We start from the raw sequence: 16998 nt of genomic DNA, 5'->3' as shown, positions 1-16998 counted from the left end.
GGGAGGCGCCTGCCGCAGGCCTCTCCGGGGAGCGCCATGAGGACGACAGGCCGGCTGTGCCGCGTCGTCGGCACACCCCCGTGATCGTCGCGGTCGCCGCGGCGGTGCTGCTCGTCGGGGGCGGCGGCGCGTACGTCGCCACGAGCGCGGCGGGCGGCAGCGGCTCCTCGGGGGCGCCCGGCGGCAATGGCACTCCCCCGCCGCTCACGCTCGACGGTTACTCCGAGACGGCCACGAGCACCGGACCCACCGGCGGCTCGAACGGCATCGCGCCCGGCGAGCCCGACCCCTACGGCACGACCTACCGCGCCGAGGGCAAGCTGCCGGCGGGGCCCGGTTCCGCGCCGGTCCGCTGGGCCGAGGGCAGCGTGACGCGGGTGGAGGTGGAGCGGCTGGCGAAGGCGCTGGACCTGGCCGGTACGCCCCGGCTGGTCGGGGACGCCTGGACGGTCGGTGCGGTGAAGGACGGTTCGGAGCCCAATCTGCGGGTGAACGCGGACGCTCCGGGGACCTGGACGTTCAGCTACGCGGTCCCCGGGACCGACAACTGCCCCCGGGGAAAGCCGTGCCGGCCCGGCGGGTCGGGCGGCCTGTCGGGGAAGGGGCCGGGTCCGGTCGGCGAGGCCGCGGCGAAGAAGGCGGCGGCTCCCGTGCTGAAGGCCGTGGGCCAGGACGAGGCGAAGGTCGACGCGACCCAACTCATGGACCGGGTACGGGTGGTGAACGCCGACCCGGTGGTGGGCGGTCTGCCGACCTACGGGTGGACGACGGGGCTCCAGATCGACGGTGAGGGTCATGTCATCGGCGGCAGCGGTCAGTTGAAGACGCCGGTGAAGGGCGACACGTACCCGGTCGTCGGGGCGCGCCGGACACTGGACCTGATGAACGGATCCACCTCGGGCGCCTCGCCGTCGGGAGGCGGGCGCATGGGGATCGGCGGCTGCGCCAGCCCCGTACCGCTGAAGGACCGGGACGAGATGCCGTGCGAGCACCCCACCGCGGCGGGCCGGGCGCCGACGGTGACCGTGGAGAAGGCGACCTTCGGACTGGCGGCGCACCGGGCGGACGGGCGGCAGGCGCTGGTGCCGTCGTGGCTGTTCGAGGTGCGGGCGCCGGGTGGAGGGGACACCTACACCGTGACGCATCCGGCGATCGACCCGGAGTTCCTGACCGCGCCCGAGTCACCGGGGCAGCCGACTCCCGCTCCCACCTCGCCGGGCGGCGAGCCGTCCCCGTCGGTGACCACGCGGGACGTGCACGTCCAGGGCTACACGGCGGACGGCAGGGAGCTGACCGTCTCCTTCACGGGCGGGGTGTGCGCCCACTACACGGTCGCGGCGAAGGAGAGCGGGGACCAGGTGACCGTCACGGTCACGGAGAAGCCCGAGCAGGGCAAGGTCTGCATCCTGATCGCCAAGATCTACGAGCGGACGGTGCGTCTGGACGGGCCTCTGGACGGCCGGAGCGTCGTCGGGAGTGACGGCCGGGCGATCCACCAGGGGCGGGTCACCGAGCCCGGAGCGTCCGGATCCACCGCCGCGGGACCGCGCTAGCGACGGCGGTCACGGCGGAGCGCGAGGTCGGCTGCGGCGGCCCGGCGGGTTCCGGATACACGAAGGCGGCGTCCCTGTCGGAGGGGGACGCCGCCTTCGTCCGTACTCGGCGTGCGGACGTGTTCGGCCGGAGCCGTGAGCCGCGGGCTCGGCTCAGTGGCAGTCGGCACCGGCGAACCCGGGCCCGGTCGATGCCGGGCCCGGCCGGGCCGTGCCGTCCTAGCTGAAGGAGTCGCCGCAGGCGCAGGAGCCGGTCGCGTTCGGGTTGTCGATCGTGAAGCCCTGCTTCTCGATGGTGTCCACGAAGTCGATCGAGGCGCCGCCGAGGTACGGGGCGCTCATGCGGTCGGTGACGACCTTGACGCCGTCGAAGTCCTTCACGACGTCGCCGTCGAGGGAGCGCTCGTCGAAGAACAGCTGATACCGCAGACCGGAGCAGCCGCCGGGCTGAACGGCGACGCGCAGCGCCAGGTCCTCACGGCCTTCCTGGTCGAGCAGGGCCTTGACCTTGCCCGCGGCGGCGTCCGACAGCATGATGCCGTCGCTCACGGTGGTGGTCTCGTCCGATACGGACATCTGCTTCTCTCCCGGGTTGTACGGAGACTGCTTGCCGACGGTTCCAACCGGCGGGGCCGCGGATTCATTCCGGGCCGTGTGCGTGTCTTTGCCTTCTCCGTTCATGCTCGCACACACGCCCGCGCACGGGCCACGGCCTGTGGACAACCCCACGGACACCGGGGGCACCCCGCCGGAACGGCGACCGGGATTCACGTCACATGGACGCTATGGACGTCGTCAACATGACGTGAAGCGGTTATGATAGATAACGTCAATTCGACGAAAAGGCACCGTTCCCGCCGGGCCCGCTCCCTTACGAGCCCGGCGAGCCGCAGAACAGAAAGGGTGCGTGTCGTGACCACCGCCCAGACCCAGGATCTCGACGTACAGCCGACGCCCCTCGCCCTGCTGCTGCTCGGCCGCGAGGCCGACCCGAGGAGCGAGCGCGGCGTCGAGTGCCCCGGCGACCTGCCCTCCCCGTCCGACCCGGACCTGGTCGAGCGCGCCCGCGCGGCCAAGGAGAAGCTCGGCGACAAGGTCTTCGTGCTCGGCCACCACTACCAGCGCGACGAGGTCATCCAGTTCGCGGACGTGACCGGTGACTCCTTCAAGCTCGCCCGCGACGCGGCGGGCCGCCCGGAGGCCGAGTACATCGTGTTCTGCGGTGTGCACTTCATGGCCGAGTCCGCGGACATCCTCACCGGCGACGACCAGAAGGTCGTCCTTCCCGACCTCGCCGCGGGCTGCTCGATGGCCGACATGGCCACCGCCGAGCAGGTCGCCGAGTGCTGGGACGTGCTGACGGAGGCCGGCATAGCCGAGCAGGTCGTGCCCGTGTCGTACATGAACTCGTCCGCCGACATCAAGGCGTTCACCGGCCGGCACGGCGGCACGATCTGCACGTCCTCGAACGCCGAGCGGGCCCTGGAGTGGGCCTTCGAGCAGGGTTCGAAGGTGCTCTTCCTGCCCGACCAGCACCTCGGCCGCAACACCGCCGTCCGCGACCTGGGCATGTCCCTGGACGACTGCGTGCTCTACAACCCGCACAAGCCGAACGGCGGGCTCACCACGGAGCAGCTGCGCGACGCGAAGATGATCCTGTGGCGCGGCCACTGCTCGGTGCACGGCCGCTTCAGCGTGGACTCGGTGAACGACGTGCGCGAGCGCATTCCCGGCGTCAACGTCCTCGTGCACCCCGAGTGCAAGCACGAGGTCGTGGCGGCGGCGGACTACGTCGGCTCCACGGAGTACATCATCAAGGCCCTGGAGGCCGCCCCGGCCGGGTCCAAGTGGGCGATCGGCACGGAGCTGAACCTCGTGCGGCGCCTCGCGAAGCGCTTCGCGCCCGAGGACAAGGAGATCGTCTTCCTCGACAAGACGGTCTGCTTCTGCTCGACGATGAACCGCATCGACCTGCCGCACCTGGTGTGGACCCTTGAGTCCCTCGCCGAGGGCAACCTCGTCAACCGGATCGAGGTCGACAAGGAGACCGAGGCGTTCGCCAAGCTGGCGCTGGAGCGGATGCTGGCGCTGCCGTAGTCCGTGCTCCGCGGGCCGTGCGTCCGCGGAGCACACGAGGGCCCCCGTCCCGGCGCGTGAACGCCGGGACGGGGGCCCTGTGCGGAACCGGGTCAGACTCCGGCCGGCTCCGGGGACCTGTCCTCGTGGCTGACGTCGTCCTGACCGGACGTCGCCGCCCGCTTCGCCGCCTTCTTCTTCGCCCGGCGCTCCTTGCGGAGTTCGACCATCGCGTAGAGCGTCGGGACGAGCAGCAGGGTCAGCAGGGTCGAGGTGATGAGACCGCCGATCACGACCACCGCGAGCGGCTGCGCGATGAAGCCGCCCTCGCCGGTCACACCCAGCGCCATCGGCAGCAGGGCGAAGATCGTCGCCAGTGCCGTCATCAGGATCGGACGGAGCCGGTGCCGGCCGCCCTCGACGACGGCCTCGACCACGCCGTACCCCTGCCTGCGGTACTGGTTGACGAGGTCGATCAGCACGATCGCGTTGGTCACCACGATGCCGATGAGCATCAGCATGCCGATCATCGCCGGCACGCCCATGGGGGTGCCGGTGAGGACGAGCAGGCCGATCGCGCCGGTCGAGGCGAACGGGATCGACACGAGCAGGATCAGCGGCTGGATCAGCGAGCGGAACGTCGCCACCAGCAGCATGAAGACGATCGCGATCGCCGCCAGCATCGCGAGGCCCAGCGACGCGAACGCGTCGTCCTGGTCCGACGAGACGCCGCCGATCGACGCCGTGGCGCCCGCGGGCAGCTTCAGCTTGTCGAGCTTCGCCGAGAGGTCCGCGCTGACCGCGCCCGTGTTGTCGCCGGTCGGCTTGGCCGTGACGGTGGCCGCGCGCTGACCGTCGATCCGGGTCATCGAGACCGGCCCGTCGACCAGCTCGACGTCCGCGATGTCACCGAGCTTCACCGCGCCGAGCCGCAGCCCGCGCAGCTCCGCGAGGGTGGTGGCCGGCTCGGCGGACCTGATGACGACGTCCCGCTCGGAGTCGTCCAGGATCGCCTTGCCGCTGGTCGTGCCGCGGACCGCCTCGCCGACGGCCGCGCCGAGCGTGGCGTCGTCGAAACCGGCCGCGGCCGCCTTGGAGTTGGCCTTGACCGAGATGCGCGGCACGCTCTGCGCGAGGTCGCTCGTGACGTCGGTGACGTCGTCGAGCTTCGCGACCTCGTCGCGGACCTTGCCCGCGGCCTCGCGCAGCACGTCCCCGTCGGCCGCCTTCACGACGACGCTGAGGTCCTGGCTGCCGAAGCCGTCACCGGCGGACACCGTGGTGGTACCGACGCCGGAGAGCTCGCCGAGCCCCTTCTCGATGCGGTTCTGGACGTCCTCGTACGACGCCGAGTCGTCCAGCATGACCTGGTAGGACGCCTGGTTGGTGTCCGTACCGCCGCCGAAGGCCGCCATGAAACCGGAGGAGCCGATGGTGACCTGGTAGTTCTTGACGCCCTTGATGCCGCCGAGGAGCTTCTCCACCTTCTTCGCCTGCGCGTCGGTCGCGGCCAGGCTGGTGCCGGGCTTCAACTCCTGCTTGACGGTGAGGACTTCCTGATCGCCCTGGTCGAAGAAGTTCGTCTTCAGCAGGGGCGCCATGCCGAACGTGCCGACGAGGACGGCGGCCGCGATCAGCACACTGGTGAGCCGGCGACGCGTCGCGAAGCGCAGGACGGGGACGTAGAAGCGCTGCAGGCGGCTGCGCTCCTCCTTCTCCTCGGCCTTGCGCCGGGCCTCCTCGGCGTCCGCGGGCGTGCCCTTGGGTGCGCGCAGGAACCAGTAGGAGAGCACCGGGACGACCGTCAGCGAGACGAGCAGGGAGGCGAGGAGCGCCGCCGTGACCGTCAGGCTGAAGGAGCCGAACAGTTCGCCCACCATGCCGCCGGTCAGGCCGATCGGCAGGAAGACGGCGACCGTGGTGAGGGTCGAGGAGGTGACCGCTCCGGCCACCTCGCGTACCGCCGCGAGGATCGCCTGTTCGCGCTCCTCGCCGTATCCGAGGTGCCGCTTGATGTTCTCCAGGACGACGATCGAGTCGTCGACGACCCGGCCGATCGCGATGGTGAGCGCGCCGAGCGTCAGCATGTTGAGCGACAGGTCGCGGGTCCACAGCACGACCAGCGCCAGCACCACGGACAGCGGGATGGACACCGCGGTGACCAGCGTCGAGCGGACCGACGCGAGGAACAGCAGGATGACCAGGACCGCGAAGAGGAGGCCGAGGGCGCCCTCGGTGGTCAGTCCGTGGATGGACTTGGAGACGGCGGGTCCCTGGTCGCTGACGACGGTGATCGTCGAGCCGGCGCCGAGGTCCTCGCGCAGACCGGGGAGCTTGTCCTGGACGGCGTCGGAGATGGCGACCGCGCTGCCGTCGTGGTCCATGGTGACGCTCACGGCGAGGCTCGGACGGCCGTCGGTGCGCGTGATGGAGTCGGCCGGGGCCTGCTCCTGCCGGACGGTGGCGACGGCGCCGAGGCGCACCGGCTTCTTGCCGGGGCCGCCGGAGACCATCAGGTCCTTGATCTGTCCGAGCGAGGTGAAGCCGCCGCCGACCTGGACGGTGCGGTTGCTGCCGTCCTCGTCGAAGGAGCCGGCCGGGACGGTCGCCCCGCCGGCCTGCAGCGCCTGGCCGAGGGCGGTGGAGCCGAGTCCGGCCTTCGCCATCTTCCCGTCGTCGGGCGTGACGGTGACCTGGAGGTCCCGCACACCGGCGACGGTGACCCGGCCGACGCCGTCGACGTCCTCGAGGGCCGGGACGACGGTGCGGTCGAGCCGGTCGGAGAGCGCCTGCTGGTCCTTGTCGGAGGTGACGGCGAGGACGACGGTCGGCATGTCGTCGGTCGAACCCGCGATGACCTGCGGGTCCACGCTGTCCGGGAGCTGGGCGCGGGCCCGGTTCACGGCCTGCTGGACGTCGGCGACGAGCTGCTTGGTGTCGTTGCCGTAGTCGAAGGACGCCATGATCACGGCGTTGCCCTCGGCGGCGGTGGAGGTGACACCCGTGATGCCGTCGACGCCTTCGAGGTTGTCCTCGATGGGCTCGACGACCTGCTTCTCGACCACATCCGGAGAGGCACCCTGGTACGGCGCGAGCACGGACACCATGGGCAGTTCGATGGTGGGCAGCAGTTGCTGCTTGAGCTGGGGGATCGCTATCGCCCCGAAAGCGAGCGCGATGATCGACATCAGCCCGATGAGGGCCCGCTGCGCGAGGCTGAATCTGGACAGCCAGGACATGGGTGGTGGGTCTCTCTTCTGTGGTTCGAGCGGAAGGCGGGGAGCGTGGGATCCCCACGTCACACCCTGGGCCATGAACGGGCGACGATCCGTAGCCCCTGGGTCCATTTCCTTACGCGGAACCTACTCCAGGCGCAGTACGCCCAGGTGAACCTCAGTCCACCCGTGGACGTACCAGGCCGGACTCGTACGCGATCACGACGAGTTGGGCCCGGTCGCGGGCGCCGAGCTTGGCCATGGCCCGGTTGACGTGCGTCTTCACCGTGAGCGGGCTGACTTCGAGGCGCTCGGCGATCTCGTCGTTGGAGTGGCCTCCGGCGACCTGGACGAGGACCTCGCGCTCGCGTCCGGTGAGTGCGGCGAGCCGGCCGGCACCGGCCGGGCCGGGCCCGTCCTCGGCGCCGTCGCCCTGCGCGAGGAACTTGGCGATCAGCCCCTTGGTCGCCGCCGGGGACAGCAGGGCCTCGCCGCCGGCCGCGATCCGGATGGCGGCGAGCAGTTCGTCGGGTTCGGCGCCCTTGCCGAGGAACCCGGAGGCGCCGGCCCGTAGCGACTGCACCACGTACTCGTCGACCTCGAACGTCGTCAGCATCACGACCCGGACGTGCGCGAGGCCCGGGTCGGCGGTGATGAGGCGGGTGGCGGCGAGACCGTCCGTGCCGGGCATACGGATGTCCATGAGCACGACGTCGGCCCGCTCGCTGCGGGTCAGCGCGACCGCCTCGGCGCCGTCGGCCGCCTCGGCCACGACCTCCATGTCCGGCTCCGAGTCGACCAGCACGCGGAACGCGCTGCGCAGCAGTGCCTGGTCGTCGGCGAGCACGACACGGATGGTCATACGGGGTCCCCCAGGGCAGGCGTGCGGTTCTTGACCGGAAGGATCGCATGGACGCGGAAGCCGCCTCCGTAGCGGGGACCGGCCGTGCAGGTGCCGCCGATCGCCGTGACCCGCTCCCGCATGCCGAGCAGTCCGTGCCCGCCGCCCTCCTGCGGGCCGATGTCCTGTCCCGGCCCGTTGTCGAGGACGGTCACCTCCACGTTGGTGCCGACCCGCACGACGCTGACCTCGGCCTTCGCCCCCGGCCCCGCGTGCTTGCGGACGTTGGTCAGGGCCTCCTGGATCACGCGGTACGCGGCGAGGTCGACGGCGGCGGGCAGCACGGTGTCCCGGTCGGAACGGGCCACTTCCACGGGCAGGCCCGCGTTGCGGAAGGTGTCGGCGAGTTCGTCGAGCCGGGCCAGTCCGGGGGCGGGTTCGGTGGGGGCCTCGGGGTCGCCGGTCTGGCGCAGCAGGCCGACGGTGGCGCGCAGCTCGTTCAGCGCCGACCGGCTGGCCTCGCGTACGTGGGCGAGGGCCTCCTTGGCCTGGTCGGGCCGCTTGTCCATGACGTGGGAGGCGACGCCCGCCTGCACGTTGACGAGCGCGATGTGGTGGGCGACGACGTCGTGCAGGTCACGGGCGATGCGCAGCCGTTCCTCGGCGACCCGTCGGCGCGCCTCCTCCTCGCGGGTGCGTTCGGCGCGTTCGGCGCGCTCCCGGATGGCGTGCACGAAGGCGCGCCGGCTGCGGACGGCGTCGCCCGCGGCGGCGGCCATGCCGGTCCAGGCGAAGATGCCGAGGTTCTCCTGGGCGTACCAGGGCAGCGGCCCGGCGAGCATCGCGACAGCGGTCAGGACGGTCATGGTGACCAGTCCGACCCGCCAGGTCGTGGGACGGTCGGTCGTCGAGGCCACGGTGTACAGGGCGACGACGGCGGACATCACCACCGGGGCCCGGGGATCGCCGGTGAACAGCTCGACGAGGGAGAACCCGACGGTCGCCAGAAGGACCTTCATGGGGGCCCGGCGGCGGAAGACCAGCGCGCCGGCGCCGAGCACCATGAGGACGAGGCTGAGGGCGTCGGGGGTGCGGGCGCTCCAGGTCGTGCCGTTCTCACCGTGCGGGTCGACGAAGGAGCCGGCCGCCATACAGGCGAGGACGCCGGCGGCGAGGGCGGCGTCCAGGGCGAGGGGGTGGGCCCGCAGCCAGTCCCTCGTACGCTCCAGGGTGCTCACCCCGCCCACGGTACGGTGCCCTGCCGTGGCCGGGACCGGGTGGTACGGGTGCTGTCGGCCACGCTCCCGCCGCTGTCCCGGGCCGCGCCGGACACCGGCACCGGGACCGGGGCCGACCCCGCCGTTGGAGGTGGGGTCAGCCCGGGATCAGGCCGTCGTCGCTGAGCATCTCCCGGACCTCTTCGAGCGTGGCGTCCGGGGACGGGAGGATGAGTTCCGACGGCTCCAGCGAGTCGTCGGGGAGCGGGGACCCGGCCGCGCGGACCGCGTCCAGGAGTGCCCCCAGGGTGCGGCGGAAGCCGGAGTCGTCGCCGCGCTGCATCTCGGCGAGCAGCTCGTCGTCCAGCCTGTTCAGCTCGGTGAGGCGGGCATCGTCCAGCCTCACCTGCCCCTCCCCCATGATCCGTACGATCATGTCGCCTCCTCAGGCGTGGGCCCGGTAGGTCACTGCTTGTCGAAACGGGGTGTGTCCTGGGGCTGCGGCGACGACTGGGACTGACCCGGGCCGCCCTCGATCGCCTGCTGCGACGACGAGGAACCGCCGGCCAGCTCCGCCTTCATGCGCTGCAGCTCCAGCTCTACATCCGTACCACCGGAGAGCCGGTCCAGCTCGCTCTGGATGTCGTCCTTGGCCAGACCCGACTGGTCGTCCAGGGCGCCGGAGGCGAGCAGTTCGTCGATCGCGCCGGCCCGCGCCTGGAGCTGCGCGGTCTTGTCCTCGGCCCGCTGGATGGCCATGCCGACGTCGCCCATCTCCTCGGAGATGCCGGAGAAGGCCTCCCCGATCCGGGTCTGCGCCTGCGCCGCCGTGTACGTGGCCTTGATCGTCTCCTTCTTCGTGCGGAAGGCGTCGACCTTGGCCTGGAGGCGTTGGGCCGCGAGGGTGAGCTTCTCCTCCTCGCCCTGCAGCGTCTGGTGCTGCGTCTCCAGGTCGGTCACCTGCTGCTGCAGCGCGGCGCGACGGGACAGCGCCTCACGGGCGAGGTCCTCGCGGCCGAGCGCGAGGGCCTTGCGGCCCTGGTCCTCCAGCTTGGTGGACTGGCTCTGGAGCTGGTTCAGCTGCAGTTCCAGGCGCTTGCGGCTGGTCGCCACGTCGGCGACACCACGGCGCACCTTCTGGAGCAGCTCCAGCTGCTTCTGGTACGAGTAATCGAGGGTTTCGCGCGGGTCCTCGGCCCGGTCAAGGGCCTTGTTCGCCTTCGCGCGGAAGATCATCCCCATACGCTTCATGACACCGCTCATGGGCTTCGCGCGCCCCCTTCTGACGGACTCCAGCTCCAGGTACTGCAACAGAACCCACAGTACGGGCCCTGCATCCATTACCGCACTGTTCGGGGACGGATGCGCTCATCCCCAAGGACGACTGCGAGCGGCACCACTCCGGCGTAGGGAGTAGGTGACACCCGGGTTCCACCCGGGCGCAACGTCCCCTCTGTCCCACTACAGACGTACGGTGTTGCCGGATCGTTCCCCACTCGCACGACGTCCATGCCCGCGAACCCCGTACCCTTGGGTTTTGTGTTCCGAAGCCGTGCGAAGGAAGAGAAGGCCCCCGCCGCCAAGGCGCAGGCCGACTCCAAGATGACCCGTGACCCGCAGGCCCCCAAGGGCCGCCCCACTCCGAAGCGCAGTGAGGCCCAGACCCAGCGCCGCAGCGTCGCCACGACGCCGACGACGCGCAAGGAGGCGGCCAAGCGCCAGCGCGACGACCGTCGCACCCAGATGGAGCGCCAGCGCCAGGCACTGGCCAGCGGCGACGAGCGCTACCTGCCCGCGCGCGACAAGGGCCCGGTGCGCCGCTTCGCGCGTGACTTCGTGGACTCGCGGTTCTGTGTCGCCGAGTTCTTCCTGCCCATGGCCGTGGTCATCCTCATCATGAGCATGCTGCGCGTCGGCGCGCTGCAGAACATCGCGCTGCTGCTGTGGCTGGTCGTCATCGTGCTGATCGTGCTCGACTCGGTCGGCATCGCGATCCGCATGAGGAAGCAGCTCGCCCAGCGCTTCCCCGACCAGCCCACCAAGGGCGCGGTCCGCTACGCGCTGATGCGCACCCTCCAGATGCGTCGTCTCCGGCTGCCGAAGCCGCAGGTCAAGCGCGGAGAGCGGCCCTGAGCGCGACGTCTTTCTCCGGGGGCGCGGCGGATGCCTGGCTGAGCAGGCTGAGCGGCCTGCGTGATGTCGTACGACAGGAGCTGGTGGCCCGGCAGCTCGACGAGCAGATAGCCGGGCGCTACCCGGTGGGGCAGCGGCTGCGGGTGCTGGACGTCGGGATGGGCCAGGGCACGCAGGCGCTGCGGCTCGCCCGGGCCGGCCACCAGGTGACCGGCCTCGAACAGGACGCGACGATGCTGTCCGCGGCCCGGCAGGCGCTGGCCGCCGAGCCCGAGGGCATCCGGAGCCGGGTGCGTCTCATCGAGGGCGACGGGCGCGAGACCGGTGTGCACTTCCTGCCGGGCAGTTTCGACGTGGTGCTGTGCCACGGCGTCCTGATGTACGTCCAGGAGCCGGACGCGCTCCTCGCGGGCCTCGCGCGGATGCTGGCCCCGGGCGGCCTGCTCTCGCTGCTGGTGCGCAACGCGGACGCGCTGGCCATGCGCCCCGGTCTGCACGGCGACTGGGCGGCGACGCTGTCCGCCTTCGACACGACCGCCTACACGAACCGACTCGGGCTGGACGTCCGCGCCGACCGGCTCTCGACGCTGACCGGCGCGCTCGCCGGGATCGGGGCACCGCTGCACGCCTGGTACGGGGTGCGGGTCTTCACGGACACCGCGACCGACGGTGCGGCCGTTCCCGGGGACGTGGAGACGCTGCTGGCCGCCGAGGAGCGGGCCGGGCGCACCGATCCGTACCGCCAGGTGGCGGCACTGCTGCACCTGTGCGGCGTACGGGGCTGACGGCCCGGCCGACAGCAGGGCCCGTAAGAGCCCCTCGACCCGTTCGGGTGAGCACCGGAGGCAGTGACGCCCGGCGCGAAGCGACACTTCGGGCATGGATGCCTCCCGTGCCCCCGCCCGCGCCCGTGTTCATCCCCTCCGCCGCCGCGCGTCGCTGGCGCTGCTGGCCGGCGTGGCGGTGCTGGTGTCCGGCTGCTCGGCCGACGAGGCGGCGACCGGCTCCGGCCGGAAGGAGGGCTCGACCACCACGCGGGCGGCGGTGCCCGCGGCGGCAGACGACCTCCAGGACAACTACCTGAAGGTGATCAAGAACGTTCTGCCGTCGGTGGTGCAGATCCAGGCGAGCGGCGCGCTCGGCTCGGGCGTGGTGTACGACGACTCGGGACGCATCGTCACCAACGCGCACGTCGTCGGGGACGAGAAGAAGTTCACGGTCACGACGGCCAGCGACGAGGGCGAGCTGACGGCGAGCCTGGTCTACGCGTACCCGGAGCAGGACCTCGCGGTCATCAAGCTGGACAAGCCGCCGCAGGGACTGAAGGCGGCGGTCTTCGGGGACTCCTCGAAGGTGCAGGTCGGGCACATCGTGCTCGCGATGGGCTCTCCGCTCGGCCTGTCGTCCAGCGTGACCCAGGGCATCGTGTCGGCGACCGGACGCACCGTCAGCGAGGGCGGTTCCGGGGGCGGTACGGGCGCCACCATCGCCAACATGGTGCAGACCTCGGCGGCGATCAACCCGGGCAACAGCGGGGGCGCGCTGGTGAACCTCGACGGCCAGGTCATCGGCATCCCGACCCTCGCCGCCACCGACCCCGACCTCGGCAACAGCGCGGCGCCCGGCATCGGCTTCGCGATCCCCGCCTCCATGGTGAGAACGGTCGCGGACCAGATCATCAAGGACGGCCGGGTCACCGACTCGGGCCGGGCCGCGCTCGGCATCACCGGACGGACCGTGGTGGACTCCGCCTCGCAGCCCGCGGGCGTCGCCGTGGCTCAGGTGAAGAGCGGCGGCGCGGCCGACAAGGCCGGGATCGAGCCGGGCGACGTCATCGTCGGGCTCGACGACACGGCGGTCACCAGCATCACCTCGCTCTCCGAGGCGCTCGCCGCGGACAAGCCGGGCGACAAGGCCAAGGTGACGTACACCCGCGACGGGAACCGCAGGACGGTCGAGGTGACGCTGGGTGAGATCTAGGGCGTGATCCGAACCAGGGGCCCCGGGACGGGCCGGCCGCGCGGGTTGCCGGGGCGGGGCCCCGGCAACCCCGACCGGCCTACTCCGGTTCGGCGTGCAGACTCATCGGACCATAGATCCGCGTGCTGTCCTCGGAGAGGAACACCTGGTCCGCGCCGCCCGCCAGCAGGTCCTTCCAGACCTCGCCGATCCAGGACTCGGCGTCGCCCTGCGTGGTGAACTCCTCGGGCTGCACCGCGGGTTGGACCTCTGTCCCGTCGGACTTCTCGAACCGCCACGTCCATGCCGCCATGTACGCCTCCAAGATGTGAGCACACTGCACAGCGCGAGCCGGACAAGATCCGGCTCCCGTCAGAAGCCTAGCCGGACGCGCAAGACCTGCGGGGACACGGGAAAATCGTCGGCGTGGAACTGACTCTGCTCGGCACCGGTGCCCCCGCGGGCCTGCCCCGCCCCGACTGTCCCTGCGCGGCCTGCGCGTCCGCGCTCGGTGAGAGGGCGCGCGCGGCGACCGCGCTGCTCGTCGACGGCACGCTGCTCCTCGACCTGACCCCGGGCGCCGCGTTCGCGGCGGCGCGGGCCGGACAGTCGCTGAGCGGCGTCCGGCAGGCCCTGCTCTCGCATCCGCACGACGGGCCCGCCGTCGAGGTGCCGGCCGGGCTGCCGCAACCCGGCCGGGTGCCGGACGGGCGGGAGTTGACGCTGCTGACCGGACACCGGGTACGGGCGGTGCCGATGGACGCGCCCGGCACGGGATACGCGGTGACCGGGCCGGACGGGCTGCGGCTGCTGTATCTGCCGCCGGGCGGCGCGCCGGCGGGCCTGGACGAGAACGGCGATTCGTACAACATGGTGCTCGCCGACGTCGTGGGGCGGCCTGACGCGCTGGCGAGGCTGCGGGCGGCCGGTGCGATCGGCCCGACGACGGACGTGATCGCGGTGCACCTCGACCACGACGTGCCGCCCGGGCCCGAGCTGCGGCGGCGGCTCGCGGCGGCGGGCGCGCGGGCGGTGCCCGACGGGACGACGCTCGACGTGGGTGTCTACGAGGACGTGCCGGACGTGCCGCGCAGGACGCTGGTGCTCGGCGGGGCGCGGTCGGGCAAGTCGGTGGAGGCGGAGCGGCGCCTGGAGGCGTTCCCGGACGTGCTGTACGTCGCCACCGGGGGCACGCGCGGCGGGGACTCCGAGTGGGCGTCGCGCGTCAGCACCCACCGTGAGCGGCGGCCCGGGTCCTGGCGCACCGTCGAGACCTGCGACCTGGTCCCGCTCCTCACGGAGAACGGGCCGCCGCTGCTCGTCGACTGCCTCTCCCTGTGGCTGACCGACGCCATGGACGAGGTGAACGCGTGGGACGACGCCGAGTGGTCCGGCGGCGGCGAACGCGCCCTGCGCGCCCGTACACGGGAACTGGTCGCCGCGGTCCGCGCCACCCGCCGTACGCTCGTCGCCGTCTCGAACGAGGTCGGCTCGGGCATCGTCCCGGCCACGGCGTCAGGGCGCCGCTACCGTGACGAACTCGGGCGACTGAACGCGCAGTTCGCCGACGAGTGCGAACACGTGCTGCTGCTGGTGGCGGGGCAGGCGTTGCGGCTGCGGGGCTGAGGCGGAGGCCGCGCGGCTCTTCCCTCAGGGCTCCCGGCGGGCGACGACGCGGTACGCGTTCGAGAAGCGGGTGCGGCGCAGGAGGGGGGCCATCAGATGGTCGAGGGCCGCGGTGGTGGCGAGCAGCGGGGCGGACGCCCTGGTCAGGCCCGTCCGCAGCCTGCGCTTCAGGGGCGTCGGGGGCGCGGGGCGCCAGGGGGCGTCGAGGCCGGGGAGGGCCCGGCCGATGGCCAGCGCGACGGCGCCCGCGAGGTCGTAGGGGACGTGCGGCTCGCGGCGGTCCGTCACGACGACGGCGCAGCCGAGGGACTCCAGTTCGCCGAGCAGGTTGGGCAGCGGCATGAGGTGGAGATGGCGCGGCTGGCCGTACGCCACCCACCACTTGCCGAGCAGGGGGCCGAACGCGCTGTCCGGGTCGGGGACTTCGACGAGGAGGTGGCCGCCGGGGCGGAGCACCTCCAGGGCGGCGCGCAGTTCCTCGCGCGGGTCGGGGGTGTGCTCCAGATGGTGGAACATGCTCACGACGTCGTACCGGCCGCGCAGCCGCTCGGCGATCCGCGGGTCGGTGAGCAGGCCGACGTGGGCCTCCTCCACCCGCCCGGCGGCGCGCGCCGTCTCGACACGCCGTGTCGCGTCGAGCCCGTCGAAGGACGTGTACGGGAGGACCTCCCGCGCCGCCTCCGGGAAGTGTCCGAGCCCGGTGCCGATGTCGAGCCAGCTCTCCGGCTCGGGGAAGGGCAGCATGGCGCGGGCGGCGGCGCGGTGGCGGCGGGTGCCGCCGCGGGCGCCGAGCAGCCGGTCGGCCAGGCCCGCGTGGGCCTCCTCCCGGCCGTCCCGGTCATAGAAGGCCAGCCCCTCGGCGGTGAGCCGGGGGTTCTGGAAGGCGTGGGCGCAGTCCCCGCACTGATCGACGACGAACGTCCCCGGCTTGCGCTGCCGCAGGTCGGGCGTCCGCAGCCGGGTGCGCAGGCGCCGCGAGCCGCACCAGGGGCAGTCGGCGCGGCGCGGTTCGTGGAACCGCTCGGTGCCCTGGGCGAGTTCGGCCGCGTAGGCGGCCCGGCGTTCGGCGATCGGCAGCGAGGTGGGGGGCATGGGCGCTCCTGTCGGGGACGAGCCGTACGACAATCCGACACAAACGGTACGTATGTGAGCGCGTTCCGGAGCGCAACGACGTGGCGCGGACGTGTTCGATCGGGGCCGGTACTGTTCGGCGAATGAGCTCGCTTAATCTCGACGACTTCACCGATCTGATCGAGCGCCCCGACGGAGGCGTACGCCGTGACGCCGAGGCGCGGCGGGAGCGGCAGATCGTCCCGCCCGGCGCCCTGGGCCGCCTCGACGACCTGGGTGAGTGGCTGGCGGCGGCGCAGTCCGCGGTGCCGGTGCGGCCGATCGAGCACCCGCGTGTCGTGCTGTTCGCGGGTGACCACGGGATCGCCGCCCTGGGCGTGTCGGCACGTCCCGCGGGCAGCGCCTCCCTTCTGGTCCGGTCGGTTCTGGAGGGCGCCAGCCCCGCCGCGGTGCTGGCCCGCCGGCTCGGCGTGCCGGTGCGGGTGATCGACATGGCGCTGGAGGCCGACCCCGAGGGGCTGCCCGACGAGGTCGTGCGGCATCGGATCCGGCGCGGTTCGGGCCGGATCGACGTCGAGGACGCGATGACGCTGGAGGAGGCGGAGGCCGCTTTCCGTGCCGGGGTCGCCCTCGCGGACGAGGAGGCGGACTCCGGTACGGACCTGGTGGTGCTCGGCGACATCAGTGTCGGCGGGACCACGGCGGCGGCCGTGCTGGTCGCGGCACTGTGCGGGACGGACGCGTCGGTCGTGACCGGCCGGGGCGGCGAGGCCATCGACGACCTCACGTGGATGCGCAAGTGCGCCGCCGTGCGGGACGCGCTGCGGCGCGCCCGGCCGGTGCTCGGCGACCAGTTGCAGCTGCTCGCGACCGTGGGCGGTGCCGACCTGGCGGCGATGACCGGGTTCCTGCTGCAGAGCGCGGCGCGGAAGATGCCGGTCATCCTCGACGGTGTCGTGTCGGCCGCGTGCGCGCTCGTCGGCCAGCGCGTCGCGTTCCGCGCCCCGGACTGGTGGCTGGCCGGACAGAACAGCGGGGAGCCGGCGCAGGCGAAGGCGCTGGACCGGATGGCCCTCGAACCGCTCCTCGACCACGGGGTGACGGTGGGCGAGGGTGCGGGCGCGCTGCTGGCGCTCCCCCTGGTCCAGGCCGCGGCAGGCCTCGCGGCGGACCTCCCGGAGGCCCCCTCCCCCGCGGCCGCCCCGGAGCCCGGGACCAAGCCCGACCCGGACCCCGACCCCGACCCCGGGTCAGAGCCGGTTCCCGAGCCCGGCACCGGCTCCTGAACCAGAACCGCCCCGGCCCCT

General features: G+C 72.4%; 15 protein-coding genes. 7 read left to right on the top strand and 8 right to left on the bottom strand.

Translation table 11 applies throughout. From position 1 onward, the window contains the following. Positions 1-56 precede the first annotated feature (56 nt). Complete coding sequence (locus ACIRQH_RS29195; protein WP_404227899.1) at positions 57-1553, top strand: hypothetical protein; 1497 nt, start codon at positions 57-59, stop codon at positions 1551-1553. 219 nt (positions 1554-1772) lie between these two features. Here ACIRQH_RS29195 and ACIRQH_RS29190 read toward each other — a convergent pair whose 3' ends face one another. Beyond that, positions 1773-2129: an iron-sulfur cluster assembly accessory protein gene (locus ACIRQH_RS29190; RefSeq protein ID WP_328555957.1), complete on the bottom strand. Its 357-nt coding sequence runs from the start codon at positions 2127-2129 to the stop codon at positions 1773-1775. Between the two features lie 336 nt (positions 2130-2465). On the opposite strand from ACIRQH_RS29190, the gene nadA reads away from it, so the two are divergent. Beyond that, positions 2466-3650 carry a quinolinate synthase NadA gene (nadA, locus tag ACIRQH_RS29185; RefSeq protein WP_358815177.1) on the top strand — a complete coding sequence of 395 codons (1185 nt, stop codon included), beginning with the start codon at positions 2466-2468 and terminating at the stop codon, positions 3648-3650. 92 nt (positions 3651-3742) lie between these two features. On the opposite strand, the gene ACIRQH_RS29180 is transcribed toward nadA, so the two are convergent. The 5 genes from ACIRQH_RS29180 to ACIRQH_RS29160 all read right to left on the bottom strand — a co-directional run bounded on the left by ACIRQH_RS29180 (position 3743) and on the right by ACIRQH_RS29160 (position 10165). After that, positions 3743-6868: an efflux RND transporter permease subunit gene (locus tag ACIRQH_RS29180; protein WP_388929822.1), complete on the bottom strand. Its 3126-nt coding sequence runs from the start codon at positions 6866-6868 to the stop codon at positions 3743-3745. 154 nt (positions 6869-7022) lie between these two features. Beyond that, positions 7023-7706 (bottom strand): response regulator transcription factor, encoded by a 684-nt coding sequence (locus tag ACIRQH_RS29175; RefSeq protein ID WP_358815179.1) that lies wholly within the window; start codon positions 7704-7706, stop codon positions 7023-7025. Next, positions 7703-8923: a sensor histidine kinase gene (locus ACIRQH_RS29170; RefSeq protein WP_388865059.1), complete on the bottom strand. Its 1221-nt coding sequence runs from the start codon at positions 8921-8923 to the stop codon at positions 7703-7705. The genes ACIRQH_RS29175 and ACIRQH_RS29170 overlap by 4 nt, the downstream gene beginning before the upstream one ends. Before the next feature lie 136 nt (positions 8924-9059). Then, positions 9060-9338 (bottom strand): hypothetical protein, encoded by a 279-nt coding sequence (locus ACIRQH_RS29165; protein ID WP_351424478.1) that lies wholly within the window; start codon positions 9336-9338, stop codon positions 9060-9062. Positions 9339-9367: 29 nt separating this feature from the next. Continuing rightward, entirely contained in the window at positions 9368-10165 is a 798-nt protein-coding gene (locus ACIRQH_RS29160; RefSeq protein ID WP_358815343.1) for a PspA/IM30 family protein, read from the bottom strand. 246 nt (positions 10166-10411) lie between these two features. On the opposite strand from ACIRQH_RS29160, the gene ACIRQH_RS29155 reads away from it, so the two are divergent. The 3 genes from ACIRQH_RS29155 (at position 10412) to ACIRQH_RS29145 (ending at position 13015) form a co-directional block, all read left to right on the top strand. Beyond that, complete coding sequence (locus ACIRQH_RS29155; protein ID WP_358815181.1) at positions 10412-11035, top strand: DUF3043 domain-containing protein; 624 nt, start codon at positions 10412-10414, stop codon at positions 11033-11035. An 83-nt stretch (positions 11036-11118) separates the two neighbouring features. Further along, a complete protein-coding gene (locus ACIRQH_RS29150) occupies positions 11119-11820 on the top strand; it encodes a methyltransferase domain-containing protein (protein ID WP_358815182.1) in 702 nt (233 codons plus the stop codon). A gap of 94 nt (positions 11821-11914) precedes the next feature. Next, positions 11915-13015 (top strand): S1C family serine protease, encoded by a 1101-nt coding sequence (locus ACIRQH_RS29145; RefSeq protein WP_388865056.1) that lies wholly within the window; start codon positions 11915-11917, stop codon positions 13013-13015. Positions 13016-13094: 79 nt separating this feature from the next. Here ACIRQH_RS29145 and ACIRQH_RS29140 read toward each other — a convergent pair whose 3' ends face one another. Then, the gene (locus tag ACIRQH_RS29140; RefSeq protein ID WP_358815184.1) at positions 13095-13307 is read right to left on the bottom strand and encodes a hypothetical protein; all 213 of its coding nucleotides are present in this window, start codon (positions 13305-13307) and stop codon (positions 13095-13097) included. A gap of 113 nt (positions 13308-13420) precedes the next feature. Between ACIRQH_RS29140 and ACIRQH_RS29135 the strand changes: the two genes are divergently transcribed. After that, positions 13421-14620: a bifunctional adenosylcobinamide kinase/adenosylcobinamide-phosphate guanylyltransferase gene (locus tag ACIRQH_RS29135; RefSeq protein ID WP_358815185.1), complete on the top strand. Its 1200-nt coding sequence runs from the start codon at positions 13421-13423 to the stop codon at positions 14618-14620. A gap of 24 nt (positions 14621-14644) precedes the next feature. Here ACIRQH_RS29135 and ACIRQH_RS29130 read toward each other — a convergent pair whose 3' ends face one another. Continuing rightward, complete coding sequence (locus tag ACIRQH_RS29130; protein ID WP_358815186.1) at positions 14645-15712, bottom strand: class I SAM-dependent methyltransferase; 1068 nt, start codon at positions 15710-15712, stop codon at positions 14645-14647. Between the two features lie 122 nt (positions 15713-15834). On the opposite strand from ACIRQH_RS29130, the gene cobT reads away from it, so the two are divergent. Beyond that, on the top strand, positions 15835-16977 hold the full coding sequence (gene cobT / locus ACIRQH_RS29125; protein ID WP_404227629.1) for a nicotinate-nucleotide--dimethylbenzimidazole phosphoribosyltransferase: 1143 nt from the start codon (positions 15835-15837) through the stop codon (positions 16975-16977). Positions 16978-16998: the final 21 nt, after the last annotated feature.

Source organism: Streptomyces sp. NPDC102279 (assembly GCF_044766365.1).
Classification (GTDB): domain Bacteria; phylum Actinomycetota; class Actinomycetes; order Streptomycetales; family Streptomycetaceae; genus Streptomyces.
Note: the sequence above shows the minus strand (reverse complement) of the source record. Positions and strands in the feature narration are given on the sequence as shown.

Coding starts and splice junctions, on each gene's coding strand:
- ACIRQH_RS29190 (WP_328555957.1), bottom strand. CDS start 2,129: ATGTCCGTATCGGACGAGACCACCACCGTGAGCGACGGCATCATGCTG.
- ACIRQH_RS29180 (WP_388929822.1), bottom strand. CDS start 6,868: ATGTCCTGGCTGTCCAGATTCAGCCTCGCGCAGCGGGCCCTCATCGGG.
- ACIRQH_RS29175 (WP_358815179.1), bottom strand. CDS start 7,706: ATGACCATCCGTGTCGTGCTCGCCGACGACCAGGCACTGCTGCGCAGC.
- ACIRQH_RS29165 (WP_351424478.1), bottom strand. CDS start 9,338: ATGATCGTACGGATCATGGGGGAGGGGCAGGTGAGGCTGGACGATGCC.
- ACIRQH_RS29160 (WP_358815343.1), bottom strand. CDS start 10,165: ATGAGCGGTGTCATGAAGCGTATGGGGATGATCTTCCGCGCGAAGGCG.
- ACIRQH_RS29155 (WP_358815181.1), top strand. CDS start 10,412: ATGCCCGCGAACCCCGTACCCTTGGGTTTTGTGTTCCGAAGCCGTGCG.
- ACIRQH_RS29145 (WP_388865056.1), top strand. CDS start 11,915: ATGGATGCCTCCCGTGCCCCCGCCCGCGCCCGTGTTCATCCCCTCCGC.
- ACIRQH_RS29140 (WP_358815184.1), bottom strand. CDS start 13,307: ATGGCGGCATGGACGTGGCGGTTCGAGAAGTCCGACGGGACAGAGGTC.
- ACIRQH_RS29130 (WP_358815186.1), bottom strand. CDS start 15,712: ATGCCCCCCACCTCGCTGCCGATCGCCGAACGCCGGGCCGCCTACGCG.
- cobT (WP_404227629.1), top strand. CDS start 15,835: ATGAGCTCGCTTAATCTCGACGACTTCACCGATCTGATCGAGCGCCCC.